Source organism: Pectobacterium parvum (assembly GCF_020971565.1).
Classification (GTDB): Bacteria; Pseudomonadota; Gammaproteobacteria; order Enterobacterales; family Enterobacteriaceae; genus Pectobacterium; species Pectobacterium polare.
The window spans coordinates 2,715,463-2,741,652 of the sequence record NZ_CP087392.1 but is presented as its reverse complement, the minus strand read 5'-3'; the positions used below and the strand labels follow the sequence as shown (position 1 = coordinate 2,741,652).

The following is a 26,190-nucleotide window of genomic DNA, read 5'->3' as shown; positions in this document are numbered from 1 at the left end:
GTATCATCAATAGGAGTGCCTGTGATGTCCATTATATCTGCTTGGCTTATTGTTTAAAAATAATCAGCGGAGATTCCTAATAGAGTTGGGGAATTAATGGATAAAACAACTATTGCCCATCGATTTCTATCATCTTTGGCTAAGTAATTATTTCCAATATTTTTATTTAGATATGCTTGTTCGGTCGTGAAAGCTCTAAAATAGTTATTAACTCGCTCTCTAAATTATTTGCGATAGCCATCATTTTGATAGCCTGTATCTATAACACGCCAGTTCAGACTATCATAGCCAGATTTTTTGAGTTGATCGTGTATAAAAAACTCCGTTAATAACCCACCTGACTCTAATGATATAAATGTTATTGGTGTGTCTCTTGATGGCATCTCGTTCACAACATTAGAAACAACCTGATTGATGAAATCAATCCTACCATTAAGAGATACGCCCCGTTCATCTTCTATCCGTGAAAGATCCCCCATATGACGAGAATCGCAACACGTATTGCGATTGTTGGAATGATTGATATTGGTTTTTTTATTATATGAGGGCGGGTTATGGTTTGGATTGTGAAGTATAGTGAGCCTCATCGTAGGAAGCATGCGGTGTTACTCTGACATTAGAAGCTATTGATGGATTCATTATTACCGTATTTTTCTGCCGCTATACTTACCTATTTAGTGTGATGTAAGTTGCATAGCTTAAAAAGTTTTCGCATAAGGAGTTTCTTGAACCCGCTGTAAAATAATATCCCTGCGTTTCCTCCGTGTTAATTCGATTGCCATCCCTCTACACTTTCTGTTTACCCATAAGTCGTTGTGTGGTGAGCGCGTGGCTCTCTTCACTTGAACAGAGTGGTATTAGGGAGACAGGATGCAACAAACACCGTTATTCAATAATCACTATTTTCACCAGTTGCCGGGGTTCTACACCGCGCTACAGCCTACGCCGTTGCATGGCGCTCGCCTGCTTTATCACAGTGAGGGATTGGCCGCAGAGCTTGGGCTGTCTTCCGACTGGTTTACGCCAGAACAGGATGCCGTCTGGAGCGGTGAGCGTTTGCTGCCGGGAATGGAGCCGCTGGCGCAGGTTTATAGCGGGCATCAGTTTGGCGCGTGGGCCGGCCAACTGGGTGACGGACGCGGCATCCTGCTGGGAGAACAACAGCTGGCGGATGGCCGCAGCATGGACTGGCATCTCAAAGGTGCCGGGCTAACGCCGTATTCGCGTATGGGAGACGGTCGTGCAGTGCTGCGCTCGGCGATACGCGAATTTCTGGCCTCGGAAGCGATGCACCATTTGGGCATTCCCACCACGCGGGCGCTGACGATTGTCACCAGCACAAATCCGGTGCAGCGTGAGCAGGAAGAGAAGGGTGCGATGCTGTTGCGTGTGGCGGAAAGTCATGTGCGTTTTGGTCATTTTGAGCACTTCTACTATCGCCGTGAACCGGAAAAAGTGCGTCAATTGGCGGAGTATGTGATTGCCCGTCACTGGCCACAGTGGGAAAACGACGAGCGTCGCTATGAACTGTGGTTCGGCGATGTGGTAGAACGTACCGCCCGGCTGATTACGCATTGGCAGGCTGTCGGATTTGTGCACGGCGTAATGAATACGGACAACATGTCGATACTGGGACTGACCATCGACTACGGCCCTTATGGCTTTTTAGATGCGTACCAACCCGATTTCATTTGCAATCACTCCGACCACCGCGGGCGCTACGCGTTTGACAATCAGCCCGCCGTGGGACTGTGGAATCTGCATCGTCTGGCGCAGGCGCTGTCGGGACTGATGGACACTGAAACGCTGGAGCGCGCGCTTGCCCGTTATGAACCGGCGCTGATGCAGCACTACGGCACGCTGATGCGCGCCAAGCTGGGCCTCTTTACCGCGAGCGCGGAGGATAATGACGTGCTGGTCGGGCTGTTGCGTCTGATGCAGCAGGAAGGCAGCGATTACACCCGCACGTTCCGCCTGCTGGCAGACAGCGAAAAGCAAGCATCGCACTCGCCGCTCCGTGATGAATTCATCGACAGGGCCGCGTTCGATAGCTGGTTTGCGACCTATCGCCAGAGGCTGATGCAGGAAGATCAGAGCGATGAAGAACGTCGTCGGCTGATGAATGCAACGAACCCAAAATATATTCTGCGTAATTATCTGGCGCAAATGGCGATTGAACGGGCGGAAAGTGATGACATTAGCGTGCTGGCGCGTCTGCATCAGGCGCTGTGCCAACCGTTTGATGAACAGCCGGAGAATAACGATTTAGCGGCCTTACCGCCAGAGTGGGGCAAGCATCTGGAGATTTCCTGCTCCAGCTGAGCCGGAGCAGGGGACTTGGCTATTGCCGCAGATAAACCTGCGGAATGGTGTAGTCAGGGTGTGAACCGACGCTGAGATCGGCGCGATACCAGTGAGTCAGCGTGTCCGCCTGTAATACCTGCGCGGGCGTGCCTTGTGCGACCAGCTTCCCTTCATGCAACAGCAGAATACGGTCGGCATACAGCGCGGCCAGATTCAGGTCGTGCAGGACGCAACATACGGATAACGGCTGTTCGCGCGTAAGCTGCTTGAGCAGCCGCAAGAGGTGCTGCTGATGGTATAGATCCAGCGCCGAAGTCGGTTCATCGAGGAACAACCAACCCGGCGTCGGTTCTGGATGCCACAGCTGTGCCAGCACGCGAGCGAGCTGTACACGTTGCTGTTCCCCGCCAGAAAGCTGGCGATAGTCGCGCGTAGCCAGTTCCAGACAGCCCGTTTGCGCCATGACCTGCTGAATCACATCATCATTTTTCGGGTAGCGACCATGAGGGGAGCGACCCATCGCAACGACATCCCGCACGCTAAACGCAAACGCCATACCGCTATGCTGGCGCATCACCGCTCGCGTTTTTGCCAGTGCGCCGGGCTGCCAGTGTGAGAAAGGCTGTCCGGCCAACAGGCACTCGCCTTCATCTGGCGTCAAATAACCTGTCAGTAAACGGAGCAGGGTCGATTTCCCCGCGCCGTTAGGGCCGATAATCGCGACGATTTCCCCGCTGTGAAGTTCCAGAGAAACGTCGTCCGTCAGATAACGGCCGTTGGCCTGAAAGCGTAGATGGCGTGCGACTAACGTCCGATCAAGTGCTGAGTTAGTCATTGCCCCGTCCTTTATGCTGAACGATCAGCCATAAGAAATACGGCCCGCCGATCAGGCTACTTAACAACCCAACGGGCATTTCTGCCGGAGCAAGCAGCGTGCGTGCCAGCGTGTCGGCAAACAGCAGCAGACAGGCACCGCCGAGGATAGAACCGGGAATAAGCCAGCGATGATCGGCACCCAGATGCAAACGTATCAGATGCGGGATAATAAGCCCGACGAAACCGATCACGCCGCTCACCGCTACCGCGACACCTACCAGCAGCGAGCTGAGCAGCAGCAGAATGTGCTTGGTGCGCTTCACGTTGACGCCAAGGTAATGCGCTTCCTCATCTCCTAACTGCAACAGGTTCAGACGACGTGCATAGTACAGCGTCGCGATCATCGCAGGGATGGTCAGCGTACTGGCAACCAGCAGCATCGGCCACTGTGCCTGCCCGAGACTGCCCATGCCCCAGAGCGAAAACTGGCGCAGCTGTTGGTCAGTGCTGATGTAGGTCAACACGCCGATCAGTGCGATACACAGTGCATTGAGCGCGATGCCTGCCAACAGCAGCCGGGTTAACCCACCTTGTTCGGAGCGGCTGAGGATGAAAATGATCGCGGTAATCGCCAGACTGCCCGCGAAAGCGGCGAACATCGGACCATAAAGCGCTAGCAGAGGGGGAAGGCCGAGCGGCAGCACGATAGTTATCGCGACGCAGAGTGCGGCACCGCTGCTGATCCCAAGCAGGCCGGGATCGGCGAGAGGATTGCGAAATAACCCCTGCATAATCGCGCCCGAACAGGCCAGCGCGCCGCCGACGAGGATCGCCAGCAGCACACGGGGCACGCGGATATTCAACCAGATATGCCAGATCGGATCGTCAAGCGGCGTTTGCCATAACATCTTGAGCGATAGGGTTAGTGCGCCCATGTTGGCGGCACCCACCATCAGTGCCACCATCAATAACAACAGCGCGATCAACCACGTGCGTGGGTGAAACCGTGATGTCATTTTATCGCTTCAGCTGTCTGACGCAGCGTCGCCATAAGCGTTGGGGTGTCGAGTGTAAAGCCCAGCATCGCCATATCATCGACCACTAACAGACGCTTGTTTTTGCCCGCAGGCGTCAGTTCCAGGCCGGGTAATTTCCAGACTTGCGCTTCACCGCCCAGCGTTTTCAGTCCCTGACTGGAGATCAGAATCAGATCCGGTGCGCTGGCAATCACGCCTTCCTGCGACAACGGCTGGTAGCGTTCAACGTTCTGCATGGCATTCTTCAACCCGGCGTGGCGGATAATCGTGTCCGCTGGGGTGTTTTTGCCTGCTGCCATTGCGGTCATGCCGCCGTGGCTGAGAACGAACAGCACGTTAACCGGCAGCGGTGACGTTTTGACTGCCGCCAACTGCTGCTGATAGGTTTCCGTCAGCTTTTTACCTTCTGTGTCTTTGCCCAGCGCCTGTGCGATGACGCCGATTTTCTGCGGCACCACATCCAGCGAAGGCTGAGCAGGAACGTGAATCACTTTGGTACCGCTGTCCGCTACCTGCTGCAAGATGAGCGAAGGTTGAGACAGATCGCTGGCGACCACCAGAGACGGTTTCATTGCCAGAATGCCTTCGGTGTTGAGCTGACGCATGTAGCCCACGTCAGGCAGTTTCTTCACGGCTTCCGGGTGTAGGCTGGTGCTGTCGCGCGCCACCAGATCTTTCTCCGCGCCCAGCGCATAGATGATTTCTGTGACGTCGCCGCCGATAGAAACGATACGCTCGGCAGCAGACACCCCCAGCGGGAGTGTCAATAGCAGGGGGAATAGCCAGTTTTTCATGCGGCGAGATCCTTGTATGGTTTCAGAGCATCAACCTGGTCGCGCCACTGCTGTTGTTCCGGCGTGCCTTCGGTACGTTGCCCAAAGAGTTGTGCAATTTGAGAACCGTCTGCGGCATAGAGTTCGAGGCTGGTCACAATGCCGTCGGCCGTCGGTTTACGCGTGATCCAGCTTTCAGCGATCGCGCCTTCGATCAGGTGCAGGGTGAAATCTTTATTAAAGATGTTAATCCACTCTGCATGTTGTTCCATACGCTCTACACGCTCAAGCGTACCGGTGAAGATTTGCACACAGCCACGGTTACCGACAAATACCATGATCTCGTTCTGATCTTCACGCGCGGCAAACAGAATCTGTGACAGCGCGTCGTTGTCTACACGGTAGGCCAAATCATCAGCGACTGAGTTAAACGCCTGCTGGCGCGTCAGGTTATGGCGCTTGAGCAGAATGAAGAAATCATGCACGTCCGTCATCGCACGCCATTCCGCTTCAAGCTGAGGATTATGGGCAACGACCTGCTCGGCTGCTGCGCTGTTTGCTGGACGAAGTGCCAACGCGGGATTTTCGCTGCTGGTAAACTTCTCAACAAATAGCTGCCAGGCGGCCATGTCCGTGGTGTCAGTTGTGTAGACCTTCAGGATGGCATCACCCTGATGATCGAAAAATTGAATGCTCTGACGCTCACCGCGTGCGGTGTTTTCACGCATCGCAAAAGCGGAAGCCCATTGAGAAAGGAACAAACGCAGATCCAGCTCGCGCGGGTTGAGGATAAGGCCGGCATGCCCATCAAGCGTCTGGTTCTGATAGTAACCAGTATGCTCATGCACGGCGTATTCGTTACGTGTGATCGACTTGGTATTACCAACCTGCTCCAGCGCGCTTAACCAAACTTTGGCGTCACCCTGTAAGCGCTGCGCATCGTGTCCGACACGGGCGTGGGTCAGTTCCGCTTCGCTGATGCCGAGTTGCGCAGCCAAATCGCGGGCGTATTTACGTGGATGTTCAACTTTTGCCTGGAGGTATTGTTGGTAAATGGACGTCTGCATCTCGTTCGTTCCCTTAATCGTTGTCGTATTAATCATAGCAATGAATGAGAATCATTTTCATGTAACAAAAACGCAACCTCAAGTGAAGTTTTCTTAATAAGTGGAATAAGAGGAATCGTAAGAGGTATTTACGTACTGCGGTTACATACGACGAGATAGCGGGATAAGCGACGGGAAAGCTGGAAAACGGCTGGCACACTACCGGGGGAAGGTGAGTGTGCCAGAGTATATCGGATTAAAAACGACTGTCGACGGCGTCCGCCAGACGTGCCAGCAGCGTTTCGGTGTCCTGCCAGCTCAGGCACGGATCGGTAATGGATTGCCCATACGTCAATGCCAGAGGATTGATCGCTGGCTGGTTACCTTCGACTAAGAAACTTTCCGCCATGATGCCCGCGATAGCGTGTGAACCGGCACGAATTTGCTGGCAGATATCATCGGCTACGTCGAGCTGGCGGCGATGCTGTTTCTGACAGTTGGCATGACTGAAATCGATCACCAGATGCTCGGGCAGCGAGAATTCACGCAGATGAGTGCAGGCTGCAGCGATATCTTCCGCGTGGTAGTTCGGTTTTTTCCCGCCACGCATAATAATGTGGCCGAACGGGTTGCCCTGCGTTTTGTAGACCGACATGAATCCCTGCTTATCCGGCGAGAGAAACATATGCTGGGCGCGAGCGGCACGAATGGCATCAACGGCGATACGTGTATTACCGTCCGTCCCGTTCTTGAAGCCGACAGGGCAGGACAGCGCAGAAGCCATTTCGCGGTGGATCTGGCTTTCGGTGGTTCTCGCACCAATCGCGCCCCAGCTAATCAGGTCAACGATATATTGGCCGGTGACCATATCGAGGAATTCCGTCGCGGTCGGCAATCCAAGCTGGTTGACGTCCAGCAGCAGGCGGCGCGCAATCTCCAGCCCTTCATTCACCTGAAACGTTCCATTAAGCGCGGGATCGGAAATGAGTCCTTTCCAGCCCACCACCGTGCGTGGTTTTTCAAAATAGGTGCGCATGACGATTTCCAGTCGATCCTGATATTGCGTGCGCAGCGCGGCCAGACGGCGTGCATAATCTAACGCGCTGTCGGTGTCATGGATCGAACAGGGGCCAATCACGACGAGTAGGTGGGAATCTTGACCGGTTAGAATGGCTTCGATTTTCTTGCGTGACGAGGTGACATTTTCGGCAACGGCAGGGGTAATCGGGAGTCTGGCGAGTAGCGTTTGAGGCGTAACCAGACTCTCGATGCGCGCGCTCCGCAGTTCATCTGTTTGCAGCATGTTTTATCTCTGAATGCGGTCAAGCCGAAAACCTGCCGTCACCGAAATGAATAAACATGGCGGTGTTTTCAGACAGCGTTTTCAGGCTATGTTTCCGACTAAAAGGTTGCTTCGCAGCGGCGAAATGCCGGGAAGTGATGGTGCACACAATAAACGAACTGGCGCACATTACAACCGCATCAGGATAAAAAATCTATCATGTACTAGTACATTCTTCGACTCATGCCGAGAATGTCGATGATTTTGGCGGAAATTTCCTCAACGGAATAATTGGTGGTATTGAGATATTTAATCTGGTGTTTGCGAAATAGCGCTTCAACTTCACTGAGTTCCATGCGGCACTGGCGCAACGAAGCATAGCGACTGTTGCCCCGGCGCTCTTCCCGAATGGCCGCCAGCCGTTCGGCATCAATAGTGAGCCCGAATAGCTTGTGCTGGAAAGGTTTTAACGCGTCGGGCAGGCGCAGGTTATCCATATCATCGGCAATAAAAGGATAGTTGGCAGCGCGAATGCCGAACTGCATCGCCAGATACAGGCTGGTCGGCGTTTTACCGCAGCGTGACACGCCCAGCAAAATAACCTGTGCCTGATCGAGGTTGCGCAGCGAAATGCCGTCATCGTGCGCCAGCGTATAATCGATGGCGGCAATACGGGCGTCGTATTTGCTTAGGTTATTGGCCGTCAAACCGTGAGTGCGGTTGGCAATCGGCGTAGGTGGCGTGTTCAATTCTTCCTGCAAGGGGGCAACCAGCGCCTGTACGATGTCCTGGCAAAACCCTTCGCTGCTGGTAATAATGTTACGCACGGTCGGCGTGACGATGGAGTAAAATACCAGCGGGCGCACACCAGTTTGCTGATACAGCGTATTGATTTGCTCACACACGGCTTTGGCGCGCGCTTCACTTTCCACGAAAGGTAAGGTATAGCTAACCGTGTTCACAGGGAACTGGGACAGCACCGCATGGCCCAGTACTTCTGCCGTAATGGCCGTACCGTCCGAGACATAAAATACGCTTCTTTCCACATAACCCCCTGTTGATATTTCAGACAACTCGAACACGTCAACCTCGTCAAAAATTGCGTTTCAAGAATACTTTTATTAAAACGCTATTTCATTATCTTCATGATAAAGAATACTAATCTTCTACGATATTGGATTTTTACCGTGTTAAGCAATCATTCGCCGTGAAATCAGTTTTTTTTCATAGGTTGATCGATTCACCTGTCCATGTTCATCAAAACGCTATGCTAACCTGATTGCGTTGAGGCGATTCTCAACCGAACTCTTTCATACCTTAATTGTATGCAGAAAGGATTATTTTCGATGTCCAATAACGGCCCTGATTTGCGTAATGTCCTTTGGTATAACCAGCTCGGTATGCACGACGTTGAAAGGGTGGGAGGCAAAAATGCCTCTCTGGGTGAAATGATCACCAACCTTTCAGGATTGGGCGTAGCCGTTCCCAACGGCTTTGCGACAACGGCGCAGGCGTTTAATGATTTTCTTAATCAAAGCGGGATTAACCAGCGCATTTATGCGCTGCTCGATCGCACCGACATTGACGATCTGAGCCAGCTGTCGAGCGCCGGTACGCAGATTCGCCAGTGGATTATTGATACGCCATTCCAGCCGGAGCTGGAAAAGGCAATCAGTGACGCCTATCAGCAACTGGCCGACGGTGAGAAAGACGCCTCGTTTGCTGTGCGTTCTTCCGCCACGGCAGAAGATATGCCGGATGCATCCTTTGCCGGTCAACAGGAAACCTTCCTGAACGTGCAGGGCATTGATGCGGTGATGGTGGCTGTGAAGCACGTATTTGCATCGCTGTTTAACGATCGTGCGATCTCCTATCGTGTACATCAGGGGTATGACCACCGTGGCGTGGCGCTGTCGGCGGGTGTGCAGCGCATGGTGAGATCCGATCTGGCCTCTGCGGGCGTGATGTTTACCATTGATACCGAATCCGGTTTTGATCAGGTAGTGTTCATTACGTCGGCTTACGGTTTGGGTGAAATGGTGGTGCAGGGTGCAGTGAACCCAGACGAGTTCTATGTTCACAAGCCGACGTTGCAGAACAACAAACCTGCGATTGTGCGCCGTAACATGGGATCGAAAAAAATCCGTATGGTGTATGCCGCGAGCCAGGAACATGGCAAGCAGGTGCGGATTGAAGATGTGCCGACAGAACAAACGACGCGTTTCAGCCTGACGGATGATGAAGTGCAGGCGCTGGCGCGTCAGGCACTGCTGATTGAAAAACACTACGGCCGTCCGATGGACATCGAGTGGGCGAAAGATGGTCATACCGGCAAGCTTTATATTGTGCAGGCGCGCCCAGAAACGGTTCGTTCCAATGGTCAGGTGATGGAACGTTACCACCTGCCAGCTAGCGGTACGGTGCTGGTGGAAGGCCGTGCGATCGGCCACCGCATTGGTGCGGGTGAAGTGAAAGTGATTCAGGACATCAGCGAGATGCACCTGATCAACGCAGGCGATGTGCTGGTGACCGACATGACCGACCCAGATTGGGAACCGATCATGAAGAAAGCGGCGGCGATTGTCACCAATCGCGGTGGACGTACCTGTCATGCGGCGATTATCGCACGCGAGTTGGGTATCCCGGCCGTTGTGGGCTGCGGCGATGCAACCGAGCGTTTGCGCAAAGGCCAGAAAGTGACGGTTTCCTGTGCGGAAGGCGACACGGGCTACGTGTATCAGGACCTGCTGGATTTCTCCGTGAAGAGTTCACAGATTGATGAAATGCCAGCACTGCCGCTGAAAATCATGATGAACGTGGGTAACCCTGACCGTGCATTTGATTTTGCCTGCCTGCCAAACGATGGCGTCGGTCTGGCGCGTCTGGAATTCATCATCAACCGCATGATTGGCGTGCACCCGCGTGCGCTGCTGGAATTCGATCAGCAAGCCCCTGAAGTGCAACGTGAAATCAAAACGCTGATGCAGGGCTTCGACGACCCGGTGGAGTTCTATGTCGGTCGCCTGACGGAAGGAATCGCGACGCTGGCAGCGGCATTCTCGCCGAAGCGCGTTATCGTCCGCCTGTCCGATTTTAAATCGAACGAATACGCCAATCTGGTCGGTGGTGAGCGCTATGAGCCGGAAGAAGAAAACCCGATGCTGGGCTTCCGCGGTGCGGGTCGCTACGTGTCGCCGGACTTCAAAGCCTGTTTTGCGCTGGAATGCGAAGCCGTCAAACGCGTGCGTAACGTGATGGGCTTGAAAAACGTCGAGATCATGATCCCGTTCGTACGTACCGTGGCACAAGCGGAAGCGGTGGTGGCTGAACTGGCGAATCAAGGTTTGCGCCGTGGCGAAGACGGTCTGAAAATCATCATGATGTGCGAAATTCCGTCCAACGCGCTGTTGGCCGATGAATTCCTGCAACACTTTGATGGTTTCTCTATCGGCTCAAACGACATGACACAGCTTGCGCTGGGTCTGGATCGCGATTCTGGCGTGGTATCGTCACTGTTTGATGAACGTAACGATGCGGTGAAGGCGCTGCTGTCGATGGCGATCAAGGCCGCCAAGAAACAGGGCAAATACGTCGGTATCTGCGGTCAAGGTCCGTCAGATCACGAAGATTTCGCGATCTGGCTGATGGAGCAGGGCATCGATAGCCTGTCGCTTAACCCGGACACCGTGGTGCAAACCTGGCTGAATCTGGCTGAGCACAAGTAATCAGTACGGTGAATGCTATGACGCTCGGTGACTGCCGGGCGTCATAGTAACCGACGATGTCAGATTTTAGGGGAAACACGGAGATGAGGTTCCCGCAGGGATGCCTCACTTCGTGGTCGCCCCGTGTATCTCGATCTTATCGCGATGGGGTTGCCGTTGGCCTTGGCATTTCTTACGGTGCCGCAATCAAGAAGGATTTAAACTGTGGCGTCATCACCGCGCTAAAGCCCTTATCCGTTTTGGTAATCAGATAAACCGCTAGCCCCTGTTGTTCTGCCAGTTTCAACGCCTTCTCCGTTCCTAACACCATCAAACCGGTATCCCAACCATCGGCTTCCAGCGCGGTTGGTGCAATCACGGTTGCAGAAACCAACTGATGAGTAATCGGTCTGCCCGTCTCGGGATCGATAACGTGAGAATAGCGCTTGCTGTCCTCTTCAAAATAATTCCGATAGCTGCCGGAAGTACTGATCGCATACCCCTGCAAATTCACCGCCGCCTGTGCTGCATTTTCCTGGTCAGTGGGTTTCTGTATCGCCACGCGCCACGGCGTACCCTCGGCGTTCACTCCACGGCTGGAAACCGCGCCACCGACGGAAACCAGATAATTGGTGATTCCTTTACGCGTCATTAACTGCGCGAGAACGTCGGCACCGTATCCTTCGCCCAGCGTGGAGAGGTCCACATACAAATCCGGGAGATCTTTCTGAATCCATTCTCCTTTTTCGTCACCGATCAGCTTCAGGTGACGCAGCCCGACATTTTGTCGCGCTACATCGATCTGCTGCTGGCTGGGGATCCGTGTCTGCTGCTTCTGTGGGCCGAATCCCCAAAGATTAACCAACGGGCCGACGGTGATATCCATCGCACCGTGCGTGGCTTTACCGATACGCAGTGCGGCCAGAATGATATCCGCCATGCCATTGCTGATGGGCTGAGGATCCGTTCCTCGGTACTGGTTAAAACGCGACAGGACTGAATCGTCACGGTAGGTGGAAATATCGTCATTGGCCTGCTCCAGCAGGACATCGATTTCCCGTTGCAGCTGCGTTTTGTCTTCGGGGATGTCGCCGCTAATTTTTACGCTGTAAAACGTCCCCATGGTTTTGCCTTCAATGGTCAACAAAGGCCGCTGTGTCGTAGGCGTTGAATTATCGCAGGCTGTCAGAAGGCTGAATAAGCCACAGAGTAGCACTCTCTTCGCGGCAAGAGGCATCATGAAAAACTCCTGAAAAACTGAACTAAGGGTAGGCAGACAGGAGAGTAACAAAAAAGGGATGAAGCGTAATTGAATGGAAGACAAATGAAAGGAAAAAAAAGGCCCATCTCAGGGGATGGGCAAAGACTACACACAGCAATTCGTTACTAACTCTGACGAGGAGGAAACCTCATTGACAAACAGTAGGTTAATACTAGCTCCGGTACTTATCCTATGGATTATGCCCGATTCAGTCATTAAGAATCATCCTAATAGTTAATTATCTTTTAAGGATTGGCACCTCAGGGTTTTTTTATTGTCAATAAAATTGATGCATTAGAGAAATGATATCAAAATTTTTAGGACTAATCCCCAGGAATAGAGGGTTAATCATTAGCTATTTTTACCTATTGGAAAAGTAAGGGAATGATAGCGCCGAAAAATAGTGCCAAAGCCGTGTACGCAAAGAGTGCCGAAGAAGCGATGCAGATAGAGGGAATGTGTGGGCGGCGTACCGCCCACGGGAAGAGAAAACGGTGACTGTCGGTCTTACTCTTTATCTGTGGTGTTAGACGTATTAACGGAGAGGATGCTTTGCGGTTCGGGGATTTCACGCATCCAGGCAAACAGCAGACGGTAGGAAACGGCGAGGACGACCGGGCCAATAAATATCCCTATCATGCCAAACGCCAGCAAGCCGCCAATCACGCCGGAAAGAATCAACAACATAGGAAGATCGGCACCCATTCTGATTAATACCGGGCGGATAACGTTATCGATGGTGCCAACGACGCAGCTCCAGACCAGCAGGATGGTGCCCCAGGTGTTATCGCCCGTCCAATACAGCCAGATAATGGCAGGAATCAATACCGGAAGCGGCCCTAACTGCGCCAGACAACACAGAAACATCAGCACGGTTAATAGCGTGGTGTAAGGAATCCCAGACAGCCCCAGACCAATCCCGCCTAATACCGACTGCACGATGGCTGTTACCACGACGCCCAGTGCGACGGCGCGAATTGATTGCGCTGCCAGAATCACAGCGGCATCGCCGCGCTCCTGTCCCAGCCGGATAGCGAAGTGTCGCACGGCCTTCGCAACGGCTTCACCTTTGTAATACAGCAGGGCGCTGAAGATCAGCATCAGGGAACAGTGCATCAGAAAGCGCCCGACATGCGCCGCCTGTGCAACCAGCCAGGTCGCGGTTTTACCAAAATAGGGCTGCACCTTGGCGAACAAACCGCTGCCGCCGCTTTGCAACAGCGTCTGCCAGCTGTTGAATAATTTCTCACCGACTAAAGGAATGGACGTCAGCCACTCCAACGTTGGCGGCGAAAAGTTTTCCTGTCTGGCTCCCCAGCTCATTAGCGCCGAACTGTTCTCCACCACGCTACTCACAAGCACGGCAATCGGGACAATAAATAGCAGGATGAGCAGTAGCGTCATAACGAGCACGGCGAGAGAACGTCTCCCCCATAATAGCGCCTGAAATTTAATCAGCATCGGCCAGGTGGCAATAACCACCATACACGCCCAGGCGAATCCCAGAATAAAAGGCTGTACCACCCAAAAACAGGCAATAATCATGATGGTAATAAACACCAGACTGAACAGGATTCTGGCCAGATCAAATCGTGGTGGCTGGGAATATTTGCTCAATGAATCGTTCCTCAATAGCAAAAGAAAGGGCTTAGGCGAGGTTGCTTGGGTGAAGCCATGTAGTCACGAGCCATCATGAGATATTTCCGAGGGTTTTGACAGCGTGTTGAACATTTTGTTGGTGAAACGGCCATTAGCCAATACGCTGTATGTTTTTGCCGATCCGGGAGCGCACACGATTGCGAAATGTGATAAAACGTGATGTCCCCGATGACAGAGCGGCTATATCGGGCTCTTCACAGGCATATCACGACATATTGGCAAACACATCATGTACGGACAGGGTCAAAAAATAATGATCCCACAGATCACGCAATCTCCCGGGCTGGTCCAGCCGGTGCTTAATTTTCTGGAAGCATTAAAGAAAAATGGATTCACAGGCGATACGGCGACCAATTATGCCGATCGTCTGACGATGGCAACGGATAACAGCATCTATCAACTTTTGCCGGATGCGGTGGTTTTCCCCCGTTCAACCGCCGATGTCGCGATCCTCTCACGGCTGGCGGGCGATACGCGTTTTTCAGGGCTGACCTTTACTCCACGCGGTGGCGGGACAGGAACGAACGGGCAGGCGCTGAATCGCGGCATCGTGGTCGATATGTCGCGTTATATGAACCGCATTCTGGAGATCAATCCTGAGAAAGGCTGGGTGCGCGTCGAAGCTGGCGTCATTAAAGATCAGCTTAACCAGTATCTGAAGCCTTATGGCTATTTCTTCGCACCCGAGCTGTCGACCAGTAACCGGGCGACGCTGGGCGGCATGATCAATACCGATGCCTCAGGGCAGGGTTCGCTGGTGTACGGGAAAACCTCAGACCATGTGCTGGGGCTGCGTGCGGTGCTACTGGGCGGCGAAATGCTGGATACGCAGGCGATGCCGATAGAACTGGCAGAGAAGCTGGCGTTAGAAGATTCCGCCATCGGCCGTATTTACCATACGGTGCTGCACCGCTGTCGCGAACAGCGAGCGTTGATTATCGACAAATTCCCTAAGCTGAATCGTTTTCTGACGGGTTATGACCTGCGTCATGTGTTCAGAGACGATCTCCGCACCTTTGACCTGACGCGTATTCTGACCGGGGCGGAAGGGACGCTGGCGTTTATCACCGAAGCGAAGCTCGATATCACGCCGCTGCCGAAGAGCCGTCGTCTGGTCAATATCAAATACGACTCCTTCAACTCCGCGTTGCGCAATGCGCCGTTCATGGTGGAAGCGAAGGCGTTATCCGTTGAAACCGTGGATTCCAAAGTCTTAAACCTTGCTCGCGAAGATATTGTCTGGCATTCCGTTAGCGAACTGATTACCGATGTGCCTAATCAGGAAATGCTTGGCCTGAATATCGTTGAATTCGCAGGTGATGATGAAGCACTGATTAATGGGCAGGTCGATTCGCTCTGTCAACGGCTGGATACGCTGCTGGCAAGCGGAGAAGGCGGGGTGATTGGTTACCAAACCTGTAACGATCTGGCCGGAATCGAGCGTATTTATGCCATGCGGAAAAAAGCCGTCGGGCTGCTGGGCAACAGCAAAGGATTGGCGAAGCCGATTCCGTTTGCGGAAGATACCTGCGTGCCACCACAGCATCTGGCGGATTACATCGAAGAGTTCCGCGCGCTGTTGGACAGCCATAACCTGACGTACGGCATGTTCGGTCATGTGGATGCTGGGGTGCTGCACGTTCGTCCGGCGCTGGATATGTGCGACCCACAACAGGAAATACTGATGAAACAGCTTTCTGACCAGATTGTTGCGCTGACGGCCAAATACGGCGGTCTGCTGTGGGGTGAGCACGGTAAAGGCTTCCGCGCCGAGTACAGCCCTGAATTCTTTGGGCCGGAACTGTATGCCGAACTGCGCCGTATCAAGGCTGCGTTCGACCCTGATAACCGACTTAATCCCGGTAAGATTTGTGCGCCGCTAGACGTGGATGCGCCGATGATGAAAGTCGATGCGGTCAAGCGTGGCACGTTCGATCGCACGATCCCGCTGACGGTGCGCACGGCGTTCCGTGGCGCGATGGAATGTAATGGTAACGGGTTGTGTTTTAACTTTGATGCCCGTAGCCCAATGTGCCCGTCGATGAAAATTAGCGGTAACCGGATTCATTCCCCGAAAGGTCGTGCGACGCTGGTGCGTGAATGGTTACGCCTGCTGGCGGAGCAGGGCGTCGATCCAGTAGCGCTGGAGAAAGCGTTGCCGCAGCAGAAACTGAGCCTGCGCGCCTTTATCCAGAAGACCCGCAATACCTGGCAGGCGAAGCAAGGGGATTACGATTTCTCGCACGAAGTTAAAGACGCGATGTCGGGCTGTCTGGCGTGTAAAGCCTGCTCAACGCAGTGCCCAATCAAAATTGACGTGCCCGGTTTCCGTTCTCGCTTTCTGCAGCTTTACCACACGCGCTATCTGCGACCAGTGCGTGACTATCTGGTTGCCGGTGTCGAAAGCTATGCGCCGCTGATGGCACGCAGCCCGAAGACGTTTAACTTCTTCCTGAAAATGCCGCTGCTGAATAACCTGAGCCGCAGCCAGATCGGCATGGTCGATTTACCCCTGCTGTCATCGCCATCGCTGCGCCAGCAATTTGCAGGACACAGCGGCGTCAACACCACGCTTGAGCAGTTGGAACAGTTGCCGGAAGCGGAACGCCAGCAGTACGTGTTAATCGTGCAGGATCCGTTTACCAGCTATTACGATGCGCAAGTGGTGGCAGATTTCGTCCATCTGATCGAAAAACTGAAGCTGAAGCCAGTCCTGTTGCCGTTCTCGCCGAACGGGAAGGCACAACATATTAAAGGTTTCCTGCAGCGCTTTGCCAAAACGGCGTCGAAGACGGCAGATTTCCTGAACCGCGTCGCTAAATTAGGGATGCCGATGGTGGGCGTCGATCCGGCGCTGGTGTTGTGTTATCGCGACGAATACCGTGAAATTTTGGGCGAGAAGCGTGGCGATTTTCAGGTGCAACTGGTGCATGAATGGCTAGTGACGGCATTGGCAGACAGCACGCCGCAGCCTGCCACTGGCGAATCCTGGTATCTGCTGGGGCACTGTACGGAAACCACGGCGCTGCCGATCAGCACGAAACAGTGGTCCGACATTTTCTCGCGCTTTGGTGCCAAATTGGAGAATGTCAGCGTTGGCTGCTGCGGCATGGCGGGAACCTACGGGCATGAAACCAAGAACCTCGCTAACTCGCAGGGAATCTATGCGCTTTCCTGGCAGCAGGTGTTGCAGAAGTTACCGCAGAAACGCTGCCTGACTACGGGCTATTCATGCCGTAGTCAGGTGAAACGCATGGAAGGTAGCGCATTGCGCCATCCGCTACAGGCCTTGCTGGAGATTATTTAATGCTATGGAAACGACAGGTTACGCTTGAGCAACTTAACGAACCGAGCCAAACATGTATGGTGGGTCATGTCGGTATTCGTTATACCTATATCGCGGAGGATTATCTGGAAGCGGTGATGCCGGTGGATTCTCGCACGCGTCAGCCATTTGGCTTATTGCACGGCGGTGCATCTGTTGTGCTGGCGGAATCGCTGGGCTCTGTCGCGGGCTATCTGTGTTCTGAGGGCGATCAGCAGGTGGTGGGGCTTGAAATCAATGCCAACCATCTGCGAGCCGTGCGCGAAGGGGAAGTGCGGGGCGTGTGTCGTGCGCTTCACGTTGGCCGCCGTAGTCAGGTGTGGCAGATTGAGATTTTTGATAACCAGAATCGCCTGTGCTGCATTTCACGTCTGACGACGTCGGTCATTACGCCGTAAACATCAAGCACGAAACCAGATTGCTGGCCGGTCTGGTTTCGTGGTTCTGGGAAAACACTGTTCTCAAGAAAACATTGCTCTTCAGGGGAGAAACAGCACACGCTTAACGAAATCCGTCTGAAACGCGGTTGCTTTATCCCACGAGCCTTGCATGCTTAACTGATGGCAAATCGACTTCAGCGTGTTACGGGCAAAGTAGTAGCTTTGCACTCGAAAGAGTTGGCAACGCCCTTCATTATTAATCTCTTTAATCAACCGATTGTGCAGCTTGACCAGCGCATGCAGATAGCTGTCGTCATCGCCATTTCTCAAACAGAGTTCAACCATGTCCATGCAGGCGTTATGATAGCGACGTAAATGGTCAATATTGCTTCCCGGACGGTTCAGGCGAGCTTCCGCCATATAGAAATCAACGGTAGCATCGCGAATCTGAAATTTATATTCGTCAATTTGGTGGTGCAGCCAGGCATTCATGGAAAGCATGGTTATCGACCCTGAATATTAAATGATAATCATTATCATATTAATAAAAAAGGCCATGATCAATGGGTAAAATGTGCTTTAGCGTTAAAAGTCCGATCGGAAATCACATAAATCTTCATATACCTTCCCTCTTTTACAAATAGGTATCGTCGATAAATGTTATAATAATGATAACGAGATGATAATTTTCACCTTCCCGAAAGGGACAGGGGTGATGAATTTAATTCATTTATTATCAATTGGTTAGTTGATTTTTTGCCGCATTGTTTGACGCGTCAGAGACGTGTAAAATAGCGCTATTGGCTCGTTAAAAACCGAAATGTTACGAATAGCCCTGCGAAACAAGAGGTTGAAGCTAGTTTCATTATCACTAACATTAGGGGAAACCAGCCTAAAACTGGTACCACACGCAATGAGGTATTCCATATGCAAGCGGAAAATGTAGGGACGTTTTCACTGGATGAAAATGTCTGGCAAGGATTGACGCTGACCGACAGCGCCGTGAAGCAGATTAAGAATCTGATGAAGCAGGATGACGCCGTGCAAGGACTACGGCTCGGCGTTAAACAGTCAGGCTGTGCAGGGTTTGGCTATGTGCTGGATCTGGTACAAGAGTTCGAGACCGACGATTTGGTGTTCGAACGTGATGGCGCAAAACTGTATGTCCCCTTGAAGGCGATGCCTTTCATTGACGGCACAGAACTTGATTTCGTCCGTGAAGGGCTGAATCAGATATTCAAGTTTAATAATCCCAGAGCGCAGCATGCTTGTGGATGTGGCGAAAGCTTTGGCATTTAAGTGATGAAAAATTATGGCACGTAGCACGGTAGATGTACCTGATGATGTCCAGATCTGGATGGGTGATGGACGCTATAAAGAAGGTTTCTTCACGCAGCTGGAAACCGATGAGCTGGCGCACGGCATCAACGAAGATGTCGTACGGGCGATCTCGGCGAAGCGTAACGAACCTGAGTGGATGCTGGAATTCCGTCTCAATGCCTTCAAAGCGTGGCTGGAGATGGAAGAACCACATTGGCTGAAAGCCCATTACGAGAAACTGGACTACCAGGACTATAGCTATTATTCCGCGCCTTCCTGCGGTAACTGCGATGACAGCTGCGGCTCTGAGCCCGGTGCCAAGCAGCAATCCGGGATTACGGACGTGAATAATTACCTGACCAGCGAAGTAGAGAATGCGTTTAATCAGCTGGGTGTTCCTGTCCGTGAAGGCAAAAAAGTCGCGGTCGACGCGATTTTCGACTCCGTTTCTGTTGCGACCACGTATCGGCATGAGCTGGCTGAAAAAGGCATTATTTTCTGCTCATTCAGCGAAGCGATTCAGGAACATCCCGATCTGGTGCGTCAGTATCTCGGTACGGTCGTCCCGGCGAACGACAACTTCTTTGCGGCGCTGAACTCGGCGGTTGCCTCCGACGGCACGTTTGTGTACATCCCGAAAGGCGTACGCTGCCCGATGGAACTGTCGACGTATTTCCGCATCAACGCCGCGAAAACCGGTCAGTTCGAGCGTACGATCCTGATCGCCGATGACGACAGCTACGTCAGCTACATCGAAGGCTGTTCCGCGCCTGTTCGTGACACCTACCAGCTGCACGCCGCCGTGGTGGAAGTCATCATCAACAAGAATGCCGAAGTGAAATACTCCACGGTGCAGAACTGGTTCTCCGGTAAAGATGACGCAGAAGGCGGGATTCTGAACTTCGTGACCAAGCGCGCGCTGTGTGCAGGCGAGCATTCAAAAATGTCATGGACGCAGTCAGAAACTGGCTCCGCGATCACCTGGAAATACCCGAGCGTTATTCTGCGCGGTGACTACTCTGTCGGCGAGTTCTTCTCTGTCGCGTTGACCAACGGTCGTCAGCAGGCCGATACCGGCACCAAGATGATTCACATCGGTAAAAACACCCGTTCGACCATCATCTCTAAAGGGATTTCCGCTGGGCGCAGTGAGAACACTTACCGTGGTCTGGTGAAGATCATGCCGAGCGCGACCAACGCCCGTAACTTCACCCAGTGTGATTCCATGCTGATTGGTAGCGAGTGCGGCGCGCACACCTTCCCATACGTGGAAGTGCGCAACAATACCGCGCAGTTGGAGCACGAAGCGACGACCTCGAAAATTGGTGAAGACCAGCTGTTCTACTGTCTGCAACGCGGTATCAGCGAAGATGACGCCATCTCGATGATCGTGAACGGATTCTGTAAGGACGTCTTCTCTGAATTGCCGCTGGAATTCGCGGTAGAAGCACAAAAGTTACTGGCGATTAGCCTGGAACACAGCGTGGGTTAATTCGGCGGTTACCGGGATTTTCACAGAGAATAATGAGAATCATCGGTCCCAGAATTCATTAAGCGCCCGCCACATTGGGCGTTGGAAGGAATAAGCATGTTAAGCATCGAAAATTTAAAAGTCAGCGTAGAAGGCAAAGAGATCATCAAAGGGCTTAATCTCACTATTAAGCCAGGTGAAGTTCACGCAATTATGGGCCCGAATGGCTCAGGAAAAAGTACGCTCTCCGCGACGCTGGCTGGACGCGAAGAATATGAAGTGACTGACGGTTCGGTCAGCTTCAAAGGGAAAGATTTGCTGGAATTGTCTCCAGAAGATCGTGCGGGCGAAGGCGTCTTCATGGCGTTTCAGTACCCTGTCGAGATCCCCGGCGTCAGCAACCAGTTCTTCCTGCAAACCTCCGTTAACGCGGTACGCAAATACCGCGAGCAGGAACCGCTGGATCGCTTTGATTTCGCCGACTTTATCGAAGAAAAAATCGCGCTGTTGAATATGCCAGAAGATTTGCTGACCCGTTCGGTCAACGTAGGCTTCTCCGGCGGTGAGAAGAAGCGTAACGACATTCTGCAAATGGCGGCGTTGGAGCCGGATCTGTGCATTCTGGATGAAACCGACTCCGGTCTGGACATCGATGCACTGAAAATCGTCTCTAACGGCGTGAACTCCCTGCGCGATGGCAAACGTTCGTTTATCATCGTCACGCACTACCAGCGTATTCTTGATTACATTAAACCGGATCATGTCCACGTTCTGTATCAGGGACGTATTGTGAAGTCCGGTGATTTCTCGCTGGTGAAACAGTTGGAGGAGCAAGGCTATGGCTGGCTTACCGACGAGCAATAAGACGAGCGATAACGCGACGGGTAAAACCAGCATCGCACAGAAACAAGAGCAGGCGCTGCAGCAATGGCATGGCCTGTTTGAACGTGATGCATCGCGCCGCTCTGAAGAAGCGAACCAACACTGGCAGGACGTGGTGCACCTCGGCTTACCGCACCGTAAGCATGAGCACTGGAAATACACGCCGCTGGATGGTTTGCTGAGCAACGAATTTGTCGCACCACAGGCACCGTCTCTCGATCGTGCAGCGGTAGACGCCTTGGCATTAGCGGTGGATAGCTGGCGTTTGGTGTTTGTCGATGGCGTATTCAACGCCGAACTCAGCGACAGCGCCTGGGTCCCTTATCAGGTGGACGTACAGGCGGCGCATGCGCATGGCGTGCTGCCTGCGGCCATCCAGCCTGAAGTGTTCCTGCACCTGACCGAAAGTCTGGCTAGCACCAGTACGCTGATTCGTCTGGCTGCCGGACAGCAGGCGGAAAAACCGCTTTACCTGTTGCACATTAGTAGCAGCCAGGAAGCCGCGTTGAACACGGTTCACCATCGTCATCATCTGAACGTGGAACGTGGCGCGAGTGCGGAAATTATCGAGCACTACGTCAGTCTGGATGAGCATGCGCACTTTACCGGCGCACGCCTGACGGTGAATGCGGCGGAAAATAGCCAGGTTAGCCACTATAAGCTGGCGTTTGAAGCGGCAGCGGGCTACCACTTCGCGCATAACGATCTGGTGCTGGCGCGTGATGCTCGGGTTCGTAGCCACAGCTTCCTGCTGGGGGCGGGGCTGACGCGTCACCACACCAGCGCCCAGTTGAACGGCGAAGGCACCAATCTGTCCATGAACAGCCTGATCCTGCCGGTTGGCAGCGAAGTGTGCGATACGCGCACGTATCTGGAGCACAATCAGGGCTATGGCGAAAGCCGCCAGTTGCATAAAGTCATCGTCAACGATCGCGCCAGAGCGGTGTTTAACGGCATGATCAAAGTTGCGCCGCATGCGCTGAAAACTGACGGACAGATGACTAACAACAACCTGCTGCTGGGGCGACTGGCTGAGGTTGATACCAAGCCGCAGTTAGAAATCTACGCAGACGACGTGAAATGCAGTCACGGTGCCACTATTGGCCGTATGGACGAAGAACAACTGTTCTATCTGCGTTCTCGTGGTATTACGCAGCAGGATGCGCAACAGATGATCATCTTCGCCTTTGCGGCGGAAGTCACAGAAGCGATTGAAAACGAGTCTCTGCGAGATGTGGTTCTGGAACGTATCGCGCAGCGTTTGCCAAACGCGCTGGCGAATGCCGGCAAGGCGGTATGATGAGTTATCCTATTGAACGGGTTCGTGCCGATTTCCCGTTGCTGGCAAGCGAGGTTAACGGCCAGCCGTTAGCCTATCTTGATAGCGCCGCGAGTGCGCAAAAACCGCACGCGGTTATCGATCGCGAAGCCGAATTCTATCGTCATGAATATGCCGCAGTGCATCGCGGTATTCACACGCTGAGCGCACAGGCGACCAGCGCGATGGAAGCGGTGCGCGAGAAGGTCGCCTCCTTTATCAATGCGGCCTCAGCGGAAGAGATTGTTTTTGTCCGCGGGACGACGGAGGCCATCAATCTGGTGGCTAACAGCTATGGTCGCGCTTTCATTCAGCCGGGCGACAACCTGATCATCACCGAGATGGAACACCACGCGAATATCGTTCCCTGGCAGATACTGGCGGAAGCGTGTGGCGTTGAGGTTCGCGTATTGCCGCTGGCTGAAGATGGTTCGCTGGATATCGCACAGCTTCCTGTATTGCTGGACGAACGTACTCGCCTGCTGGCGGTGACGCAGATCTCTAACGTACTCGGCGCGCTGAATCCGGTGAAGGCCATGATCGCGCAGGCAAAAGCGGTTGGTGCGGTCGTGCTGGTCGATGGCGCGCAGTCGATTATGCATCAGCCTGTCGATGTACAGGATCTGAACTGCGATTTCTTTGTCTTTTCAGGACATAAAATCTACGGCCCTTCGGGCATTGGCGTGCTATACGGCAAACGTGACCTGCTTCAGGCCATGCCGCCGTGGGAAGGCGGCGGGGCGATGATTCGTCAGGTGAGCCTACGTACGGGTACCACCTATGCCGATTCCCCGTGGCGCTTTGAAGCTGGTTCGCCTAATACTGGCGGCATCATGGGCTTAGGTGCCGCACTGGATTATGTGACGGCGCTGGGGCGTGAAGAGATTCAACGTTATGAATCCTCTCTGATGCAGTATGCGCTGGAAGCGCTCACGCAGGTGCCCGATCTGACATTGTACGGGCCTGCTGAACGCCACGGCGTTATTGCATTTAACCTTGGGCAGCACCACGCCTATGATGTCGGAAGTTTCCTCGATCGGTACGGTATTGCGATTCGCACCGGCCACCATTGCGCGATGCCGCTGATGGAACACTACGGTGTTCCTAGTATGTGCCGCGCCTCGCTGGCCGTTTATACTACACGCGAAGAAATTGACCGGCTGGTTGCCGGATTGCAACGTATCCATCGATTACTGGGCAGTTAAGCGCCGCGCGCGGACCTGTTCGGGGAGAAAAACATGGCGAGTCTGCCAGAACCGAAGAAACTGGCGCGCAACTTTGCGCGCTGTAATGACTGGGAAGAAAAATATCTTTATGTCATCGAGTTAGGGGAGCGTCTTGACCCTCTGCCCGACGAGTGGCGTAATCCAGATAACCTGATTTCAGGGTGCCAAAGTCAGGTTTGGATTGTGACACAGCCTGATGAACAGGGCGTTATCACTCTGCACGGCGACAGTGATGCCGCGATTGTGAAGGGGCTGATTGCGGTGGTGTTCAGCCTGTATCAGGGGCTGACAGCGCAGGAGATTGTTGAACTGGACGTGCGGCCATTCTTTGAATCGCTGGCGTTGAATCAACACCTGACGCCATCCCGTTCTCAGGGGCTTGAGGCGATGCTGCGCGCGATTCGTGCGCATGCTGCGGCACTGCTTTAATTTTCTTCCCTGTTTTCTGCTTTCCTGAAGTATAAAAAAGCGCTGTGACGGAAAAAACGTCCAGCGCTTTTTTTGTTTTTTCATTTACTGATATTTACCAACGGCACGTTATTGTTTTTTGGCAGATTTATTAACTCGCTGATATTTCAGAATTCGTCCCGTATATTTATTTCCCATTAAATTTTATGCTGGCTCTGCTTTGTAAAGAATTGAATATCAATGCTTTGATTTTTAAATAAAATATTCTTTTGTTACAACAATGCTAATATATACCCACGCTCGGTGGAAAGGGGCAACAATAGCCGCATTGACACCAGATATCCCCGAACCATTCAGGTTGCAAAAACGCTAATGCACAGGCAGCTTGAGGTATGACGGGGTAAACAGGATATAGCCAACCGGATACCGCATTCTGGGTACAGAACCGGATGTCGTTGATAAATTACTTATGTTAGTTGTGATGTAGGGAACCTAATATGAAACGCGCGTTAACTTTACTTGGTATGGCCTTCGCGGCATACCTGACCAGCACCGCCGCTACAGCGACGGAATACCCGCTACCACCACCCAATAGCCGCCTTATCGGTGAGAATATCGCTTATACGGTCCCCAATGATGGTCGTCCGCTGGAAGCTATCGCAGCGGATTTCAAAATTGGCCTGTTGGGCATGATGGAAGCGAATTCAGGCGTCGATCCTTACTTGCCGACAGCCGGTTCCACGCTCACGATCCCGACGCAAATGCTGCTGCCGGATACCCCGCGCGAAGGCATTGTGGTCAATCTGGCGGAACTGCGCCTTTACTACTACCCGAAAGGGAAGAATACCGTCATCGTTTACCCGATCGGCATTGGTCAACTGGGGCGCAATACGCCACTGATGACGACCAGCGTAAGCGAGAAGCGTGAAAATCCGACCTGGACGCCAACGGCGAACATCCGTAAGCATTACCTTGAAGAGCAGGGTATTAAACTGCCTGCCGTCGTTCCAGCTGGCCCAGATAACCCGATGGGGTTACATGCGCTGCGCCTGTCAGCACACGGTGGCGTTTATCTGCTGCACGGTACGAACGCGGACTTCGGTATCGGTATGCGCGTAAGTTCCGGCTGTATCCGTCTGCGCCCGGATGACATCAAGGCGTTGTTCGACAACGTACCAGTTGGTACGCGAGTGCAGATTGTTAACGATGCGATTAAAACGTCCGTTGAACCCGACGGCAAACGCTACGTTGAAGTGCATCAGCCTCTGTCGAAAACCGATAAGGACGATCCACAAACCATGCCGATTGCGCTGACGGCGAAGACGCAGAAGTTTGTTAAAGATGCGGAGACGGACAGTAAAGCCGTTGCTGATGCCATTGTGCGTCGTTCAGGCATGCCAATCGTGGTTAGCGTAGGACAAGACATCAATACCTACCAGCCACCAGTAGAATCGGCTCCAGAAGCGCCTGAAACGCATCAGGTTGCGCCGATCTCGGCGATCAGTACCACCGCTCGGTAATAATGAAATAAATCGGCCAGATGCGTTTAGGCGCATCTGTGCTGACCCAAGGATGGGGCAGAAGGATGAAGATGCCTGACAAAGCGAAAAAAGGATTGAAAGAGAACGCTAAAAAGGTAAAACGCAGGCAAAAAAAATGGCACACAGTGTGCGCCATTTTCACTACTTAACCAGTTCGATTACTTTTTGTAAGTACGAACTTGGTTGTCCAGACGCTGGTTAGCACGAGCTGCGTCATCTTTAGCAGCTTGTACGTCAGAGCGGATTGCGTTCACGTCGTTGCTCAGTTGGTCAACTTTAGCGTTCAGAGTCTGAACGTCGGAAGACAGCTGATCAATTTTAGCGTTGCTTGAACAACCAGCAAGCAGAGTAGAACCCAGGATTACCGCGCCCAGTACCAGTTTAGTACGATTCATTATTAATACCCTCTAGATTGAGTTAATCTCCATGTAGCGTTA

21 protein-coding genes and 1 other RNA gene are annotated in these 26,190 nt (G+C 52.9%); 11 read left to right on the top strand and 11 right to left on the bottom strand.

What is annotated here, in order from left to right; all coding sequences use genetic code 11:
- Positions 1–870: 870 nt before the first annotated feature.
- Positions 871–2,322, top strand: coding sequence for a protein adenylyltransferase SelO (locus LOZ86_RS12375; RefSeq protein WP_039481230.1), 1,452 nt, complete (start codon positions 871–873; stop codon positions 2,320–2,322).
- Between the two features lie 19 nt (positions 2,323–2,341).
- Here LOZ86_RS12375 and LOZ86_RS12370 read toward each other — a convergent pair whose 3' ends face one another.
- The 6 genes from LOZ86_RS12370 to ppsR form a co-directional block, all read right to left on the bottom strand.
- The gene (locus tag LOZ86_RS12370; RefSeq protein WP_111778495.1) at positions 2,342–3,139 is read right to left on the bottom strand and encodes a heme ABC transporter ATP-binding protein; all 798 of its coding nucleotides are present in this window, start codon (positions 3,137–3,139) and stop codon (positions 2,342–2,344) included.
- Positions 3,132–4,136, bottom strand: a complete 1,005-nt coding sequence (locus LOZ86_RS12365; RefSeq protein WP_095699838.1) for a FecCD family ABC transporter permease — start codon at positions 4,134–4,136, stop codon at positions 3,132–3,134. The genes LOZ86_RS12370 and LOZ86_RS12365 overlap by 8 nt, the downstream gene beginning before the upstream one ends.
- Entirely contained in the window at positions 4,133–4,951 is an 819-nt protein-coding gene (locus LOZ86_RS12360; protein ID WP_040031678.1) for a heme/hemin ABC transporter substrate-binding protein, read from the bottom strand. The genes LOZ86_RS12365 and LOZ86_RS12360 overlap by 4 nt, the downstream gene beginning before the upstream one ends.
- Entirely contained in the window at positions 4,948–5,997 is a 1,050-nt protein-coding gene (locus LOZ86_RS12355) for a hemin-degrading factor (protein ID WP_111778494.1), read from the bottom strand. Before LOZ86_RS12355 ends, LOZ86_RS12360 begins: the two co-directional genes overlap by 4 nt.
- Positions 5,998–6,232: 235 nt before the next feature.
- Entirely contained in the window at positions 6,233–7,279 is a 1,047-nt protein-coding gene (locus LOZ86_RS12350) for a 3-deoxy-7-phosphoheptulonate synthase (protein WP_039481217.1), read from the bottom strand.
- Between the two features lie 203 nt (positions 7,280–7,482).
- Positions 7,483–8,304 carry a posphoenolpyruvate synthetase regulatory kinase/phosphorylase PpsR gene (gene ppsR / locus LOZ86_RS12345; RefSeq protein WP_010276338.1) on the bottom strand — a complete coding sequence of 274 codons (822 nt, stop codon included), beginning with the start codon at positions 8,302–8,304 and terminating at the stop codon, positions 7,483–7,485.
- Between the two features lie 300 nt (positions 8,305–8,604).
- Here ppsR and ppsA point away from each other — a divergent pair, with 300 nt between their 5' ends.
- Complete coding sequence (gene ppsA / locus LOZ86_RS12340; RefSeq protein WP_039481215.1) at positions 8,605–10,983, top strand: phosphoenolpyruvate synthase; 2,379 nt, start codon at positions 8,605–8,607, stop codon at positions 10,981–10,983.
- 172 nt (positions 10,984–11,155) lie between these two features.
- On the opposite strand, the gene apbE is transcribed toward ppsA, so the two are convergent.
- From apbE to ydiK, 3 genes are all read right to left on the bottom strand, one after another.
- On the bottom strand, positions 11,156–12,202 hold the full coding sequence (gene apbE, locus LOZ86_RS12335) for an FAD:protein FMN transferase ApbE (protein WP_039481212.1): 1,047 nt from the start codon (positions 12,200–12,202) through the stop codon (positions 11,156–11,158).
- 91 nt (positions 12,203–12,293) lie between these two features.
- Positions 12,294–12,405: antisense sRNA RprA (gene rprA, locus LOZ86_RS12330), an RNA gene on the bottom strand.
- A 325-nt stretch (positions 12,406–12,730) separates the two neighbouring features.
- The gene (ydiK, locus tag LOZ86_RS12325; RefSeq protein ID WP_111778493.1) at positions 12,731–13,840 is read right to left on the bottom strand and encodes an AI-2E family transporter YdiK; all 1,110 of its coding nucleotides are present in this window, start codon (positions 13,838–13,840) and stop codon (positions 12,731–12,733) included.
- A 295-nt stretch (positions 13,841–14,135) separates the two neighbouring features.
- Here ydiK and ydiJ point away from each other — a divergent pair, with 295 nt between their 5' ends.
- Both ydiJ and LOZ86_RS12315 read left to right on the top strand, forming a co-directional pair.
- The gene (gene ydiJ / locus LOZ86_RS12320) at positions 14,136–17,189 is read left to right on the top strand and encodes a D-2-hydroxyglutarate dehydrogenase YdiJ (RefSeq protein ID WP_039481206.1); all 3,054 of its coding nucleotides are present in this window, start codon (positions 14,136–14,138) and stop codon (positions 17,187–17,189) included.
- Positions 17,189–17,605: a hotdog fold thioesterase gene (locus tag LOZ86_RS12315; RefSeq protein WP_039481202.1), complete on the top strand. Its 417-nt coding sequence runs from the start codon at positions 17,189–17,191 to the stop codon at positions 17,603–17,605. The genes ydiJ and LOZ86_RS12315 overlap by 1 nt, the downstream gene beginning before the upstream one ends.
- Before the next feature lie 81 nt (positions 17,606–17,686).
- Here LOZ86_RS12315 and LOZ86_RS12310 read toward each other — a convergent pair whose 3' ends face one another.
- Positions 17,687–18,088, bottom strand: a complete 402-nt coding sequence (locus LOZ86_RS12310) for a hypothetical protein (protein ID WP_039481200.1) — start codon at positions 18,086–18,088, stop codon at positions 17,687–17,689.
- A 426-nt stretch (positions 18,089–18,514) separates the two neighbouring features.
- On the opposite strand from LOZ86_RS12310, the gene sufA reads away from it, so the two are divergent.
- The 7 genes from sufA (at position 18,515) to LOZ86_RS12275 (ending at position 25,732) form a co-directional block, all read left to right on the top strand.
- Positions 18,515–18,886 (top strand): Fe-S cluster assembly scaffold SufA, encoded by a 372-nt coding sequence (gene sufA / locus LOZ86_RS12305; RefSeq protein WP_039481198.1) that lies wholly within the window; start codon positions 18,515–18,517, stop codon positions 18,884–18,886.
- Positions 18,887–18,899: 13 nt separating this feature from the next.
- The gene (sufB, locus tag LOZ86_RS12300; protein WP_039481195.1) at positions 18,900–20,399 is read left to right on the top strand and encodes a Fe-S cluster assembly protein SufB; all 1,500 of its coding nucleotides are present in this window, start codon (positions 18,900–18,902) and stop codon (positions 20,397–20,399) included.
- Positions 20,400–20,495: 96 nt separating this feature from the next.
- Positions 20,496–21,242 carry a Fe-S cluster assembly ATPase SufC gene (gene sufC / locus LOZ86_RS12295; protein ID WP_039481193.1) on the top strand — a complete coding sequence of 249 codons (747 nt, stop codon included), beginning with the start codon at positions 20,496–20,498 and terminating at the stop codon, positions 21,240–21,242.
- Positions 21,217–22,560, top strand: coding sequence for a Fe-S cluster assembly protein SufD (gene sufD, locus LOZ86_RS12290; protein WP_230242085.1), 1,344 nt, complete (start codon positions 21,217–21,219; stop codon positions 22,558–22,560). Before sufC ends, sufD begins: the two co-directional genes overlap by 26 nt.
- Positions 22,560–23,783: a cysteine desulfurase SufS gene (gene sufS, locus LOZ86_RS12285; RefSeq protein ID WP_039481186.1), complete on the top strand. Its 1,224-nt coding sequence runs from the start codon at positions 22,560–22,562 to the stop codon at positions 23,781–23,783. Before sufD ends, sufS begins: the two co-directional genes overlap by 1 nt.
- 33 nt (positions 23,784–23,816) lie before the next feature.
- Positions 23,817–24,233 carry a cysteine desulfuration protein SufE gene (sufE, locus tag LOZ86_RS12280; protein ID WP_230242077.1) on the top strand — a complete coding sequence of 139 codons (417 nt, stop codon included), beginning with the start codon at positions 23,817–23,819 and terminating at the stop codon, positions 24,231–24,233.
- 476 nt (positions 24,234–24,709) lie between these two features.
- Positions 24,710–25,732 (top strand): L,D-transpeptidase family protein, encoded by a 1,023-nt coding sequence (locus LOZ86_RS12275; protein ID WP_039481180.1) that lies wholly within the window; start codon positions 24,710–24,712, stop codon positions 25,730–25,732.
- A 179-nt stretch (positions 25,733–25,911) separates the two neighbouring features.
- Here LOZ86_RS12275 and LOZ86_RS12270 read toward each other — a convergent pair whose 3' ends face one another.
- On the bottom strand, positions 25,912–26,148 hold the full coding sequence (locus tag LOZ86_RS12270; protein ID WP_005970385.1) for a major outer membrane lipoprotein: 237 nt from the start codon (positions 26,146–26,148) through the stop codon (positions 25,912–25,914).
- Positions 26,149–26,190 lie beyond the last annotated feature (42 nt).